General features: G+C 26.6%; 4 protein-coding genes. 2 read left to right on the top strand and 2 right to left on the bottom strand.

Features of this window, described 5'->3' with window-relative positions:
• The first annotated feature begins 365 nt into the window (after positions 1 to 365).
• Positions 366 to 875, top strand: a complete 510-nt coding sequence (locus HCG70_RS17050; protein WP_042402951.1) for a hypothetical protein — start codon at positions 366 to 368, stop codon at positions 873 to 875.
• Between the two features lie 25 nt (positions 876 to 900).
• On the opposite strand, the gene HCG70_RS17045 is transcribed toward HCG70_RS17050, so the two are convergent.
• The gene (locus HCG70_RS17045; protein WP_221698064.1) at positions 901 to 3,162 is read right to left on the bottom strand and encodes an N-acetylmuramoyl-L-alanine amidase; all 2,262 of its coding nucleotides are present in this window, start codon (positions 3,160 to 3,162) and stop codon (positions 901 to 903) included.
• 193 nt (positions 3,163 to 3,355) lie between these two features.
• Here HCG70_RS17045 and HCG70_RS17040 point away from each other — a divergent pair, with 193 nt between their 5' ends.
• Positions 3,356 to 3,874, top strand: a complete 519-nt coding sequence (locus HCG70_RS17040) for a sigma-70 family RNA polymerase sigma factor (RefSeq protein ID WP_195959368.1) — start codon at positions 3,356 to 3,358, stop codon at positions 3,872 to 3,874.
• A gap of 13 nt (positions 3,875 to 3,887) precedes the next feature.
• Here the strand turns inward: HCG70_RS17040 and HCG70_RS17035 are convergent, their stop codons facing one another.
• Positions 3,888 to 4,085 carry a BhlA/UviB family holin-like peptide gene (locus HCG70_RS17035; protein WP_042402944.1) on the bottom strand — a complete coding sequence of 66 codons (198 nt, stop codon included), beginning with the start codon at positions 4,083 to 4,085 and terminating at the stop codon, positions 3,888 to 3,890.
• Between the last annotated feature and the right edge of the window lie 81 nt (positions 4,086 to 4,166).

The following is a 4,166-nucleotide window of genomic DNA, read 5'->3' as shown; positions in this document are numbered from 1 at the left end:
ACAAATGGCTTAAAACCGTAAATTTTAAAAAATAAAAATGAAAAAACTGCGTAGAAGCTTAATTCTGCGCAGTTTTTGTTATTTTCTTAAATTTATATGTATAATTTATTTTTAGTGCAATTAAAATAATTTGTTTCTGTGAGGGATAAAATGAAAAAATATAAAATTATATATATTGTGTGGTAATAAATATTCTTTCAATATATTTACAGAAAGAATATTTTTACTAAAGGATGCTATAATTAGCTTAATTACTAATATGATTACATAAAGTAGATTCAATTTGTTTGAATTTTTTGTCTTCTCAAAATTGAAAAAAACCACTATAGATGGTAAAATTTAAAATAAAACATTAAGGGGGAGCTATGGAAATAAAATATATTAACACATTTGAAGATATTGAATTTTTAATAAAGTATATTCAGTATAAAATGGGATTTAGTAAATATAAATATATTGTTTGTTCTATTAGTGTTATTAGTGGAATATATTATTCAATAAAATTACAAAATTTAATTTATTTTTTCACGAACACAGTAATTATGACTTTTATAGTGTTTTTTTGGTTGAAAAAAACTGAGAATAAGGATATAAATAGGATTTCGAAAAAAATAGCAATAAAGAATTGTAATAAAGATAGATACTTTTTATCTGAAAAAAAACTAATATTAGATAATAGAAAAATATATATATATTGTAATAATGACAAATATGAAATGAAGATAGATAAGTTTATAAAAGTGAATTTGCTTAATGAATATATATTAATATTTTCAACTAAATCATTTGGATATAAAAAGAAATTGATAATTCCTAGAAATATATTTAAAAATGAAGAAGAAATTAATAAATTCATTGAAAAAATAACCATATAAATATTTATATGGTTATTTTTTAAGTTTAATTAGTAGCAATAAAAGTAATCATTGTATATATTGCATAGCCTAGTTGTGTTAATAATGCAGCACCAAAGCTTATTAAAGCTGATAAAAAGCCGAGTTTTATAAAAATTATTAAAGCGCCTATAAGAAGAAGAGGAAGTAAAATAGGTTTAGATTTCTCGACTAAACTATTTACAACAACTGTAATATTTTCATAAATATCTTTTAACCCATCTTTATCGTATTCAATTGACAATACTTGACTAAAAGTTGAATCATTTATATTTAAAGTTTTAGTTAAAGATACAGTAATTATATTATTATTAGTGGATACTGATATAGAAAAACTTTTATTACCTAATTTAAGGAGTTGTTTTGATATATTTACTCCATTTTTAGATAGAGTTGTAGATAAATCTAGTAAATCATTTTTGAATGTACCACTATCAAAACTACCATTTTTAAAATTTGCAACAATTTCTCCATTATTGCTACCACCTCGTGTAAGAGAAAGTTTAACTTTAATTGGTCCAGCTTGAGCAATTATCTTTTCTTGAAGTGTTTGTGTAAATTTAACACCAAAAAGTTCAGCGAACCCACTATTATTTATCTGATCTAATATTGTACTTGTAGATATACTCATATTAAAGTAGTTTAAGATTTCATTAAAAATTGCATTAGCAAAATCATCTTGTCTAGTATTTAAAAGATTAGCATCACTAGAATTACTAATAAAAGCAGTTTCAACTAAAATAGCAGGCATATTAGAAAGTCTTAAAACGGCAAAGTTAGCTTCTTTATGCCCCCTATTAGATATACCAAATTTATTAGCTATTGCTCTAGATACATTTCCAGATAAAGTTTTAGTTGCTGTATTTGCAGTAGGATGAGTATAGCATTCGGTACCTCTAACTGATGAAGTAGCAGAATTAGCATGTATTGATACGAATAAGTCAGCTCCCCAAGCATTAGCAAGTCTAGCTCTTTCCTCTAAGCTTAAATAAGTATCAGTAGTTCTAGAATATTTTATTGATATTCCACGTCCGTTAAGTAAAGCACCTAATTTTGTAGCTATACTAAGAACAATATCTTTTTCTTTTAATCCATTTCCTACAGCACCAGGATCAGAACCTCCATGGCCAGCATCAATAAATACTTTTATTGAACCACCAGGTAATGTTCCACCGCCTGAAGATGAAGAAGAATTAAATAAAGCACTCCAAGTAGCAGGTCCTACTTCACCATCAGCAGTAAGCCCCTTAGCAGATTGAAAGCTGATAACAGCAGATTTAGTAGCATTACCATAATAACCATCAGCAGTACCACAGTTGTAGCCTAAAGAGTTTAATTTATTTTGAACCGCTCTAACATCATCACCATACATTAAAGGGGAAGTAACTTTTAATATTCTACTATATCCGCCATTATTAGAAGCAGAACTGTTAAATAAAAGCTTCCAAGTAGTAGGACCAACAACACCATCAGTGTCAATTCCTTTAGCAGACTGAAAACTAATAACAGCATTTTTTGTAGCATTCCCGTAGTAGCCATCAGCAGTACCACAGTTGAATCCTAAAGAGTTTAATTTGTTTTGAACAGCTTTAACATCATCACCGTACATTAAAGGTGAAGTAACCTTTAATAATCTAGTATAGCTACTCCCAGTAGAAGTTGAAGAAGAGCTAAATAAAGCATTCCAAGTAGCAGGACCAACTTCACCATCAGCAGTAAGCCCTTTAGCAGATTGGAAGCTGATAACAGCAGTTCTAGTAGCATTTCCGTAGTAGCCATCAGCAGTACCACAATTATAACCTAAAGAGTTTAATTTATTTTGAACAGCTTTAACATCATCACCTTGCATTAAAGGTGAAGTAACTTTTAATATTCTAGTATGAGTAGTTCCACCAGATACAGTGTCAAATAAAATATCCCAAGTTGCAGTACCAACTTGTCCATCAGCAGTTAAACCATTTTTATTTTGGAATGAAATAACAGCATTATAGGTAGTAGGACCCGCTATACCATCAACAGTACCAACGCTACAACCTTTTTTATTTAATTGAGCTTGAATTGTAGCAATTTCATTTTTTAAAGTATTCCAAGTAACATCACCTACTATTCCATCACTAACTAATCCATATTTAGATTGGAATTTCTTTACGGCAGTAAGTGTGCCATTTCCAAATTCACCATCAAAACCATTTGGTGAACAACATAAAATGTGTAATCCATATTGAAGATATTTAACATTATCTCCTTTATCTCCTAATTGTAATAACATAATTAATTTCTCCTTTTTAATAAAAATATTTATTTCAAAAGTTAACTTCTGTTTAATTTAAAATTCATTTAATTGACCAGTCATATATTTAAGAGTAAAAAAACGTTCAATTTGTAAACATGAAAAAAATAATTTTTTTATGTTTACAAATCGAACGTTTGTTTGCTTTTATATAAGTAGGGGGTGTTTATTTATGGGAAACACAATTTATAAAAATATAAAAGAATATAAAAAAGGCAATAAAGAAATATTTAGAGAGATTATAAATGTATTTAACCCTTTAATAAATAAACTTTCAAAATCAGTGAATGGAGAAGATACTAGACAAGATCTATTAGTACATTTACTAGAAATAATAAATAAATTGCCAGAAGAAAACAAATTTGAGGATGATAGAATAATATTTGCTTATATATCTAAAGCATTAAAGTATGAGTATATAAAATTATCTAAAAAAAATGATAAGATAAAAAATAGTGAAGTAGAATTAAATTTAGAAATTGAAATAGGGTATGAAGAGTTTGATTCAGAAGTTGAAGTTTTAAATTTATTTGAAGTATTGACAGAAAAAGAAGAATACATAATGAAATTAATATATATAAATTATTTATCCATAAGTGAAGTGGCAGATTATATGGGGGTATCAAGACAGGCAATAAATCAAGCTAAGAATAGAGCAATAAGTAAATTGAAAAAGGTGTACTTAACATAATAAAAAGCAGATATTAATTTTTTAATATCTGCTTTTTTATGTCTTCTAAATCATTTTTTATAGTTGGAAGAACTTCATTTAATTGTTGAATTATTTTTTGATAGTTTTCTTCTCGAATTTGATTTTGTTTTAAAATATATAGCAATAAATATCCAAATAACAAAGCAAAAATACCTTGAGTTGTTAGAAAATTAAATAATTCTGAATCCATAAAAATACACCTCCTTATATAAAATATAGAGCAAATAAATAGGGAAATAGTAAACATTAAAATTTGAAATAAATAAAAAAA

It is taken from the genome of Clostridium sp. K04, assembly GCF_019734375.1.
GTDB lineage: Bacteria > Bacillota > Clostridia > Clostridiales > Clostridiaceae > Clostridium > Clostridium saudiense.
This window is presented reverse-complemented; position numbering and strand designations above follow the sequence as displayed.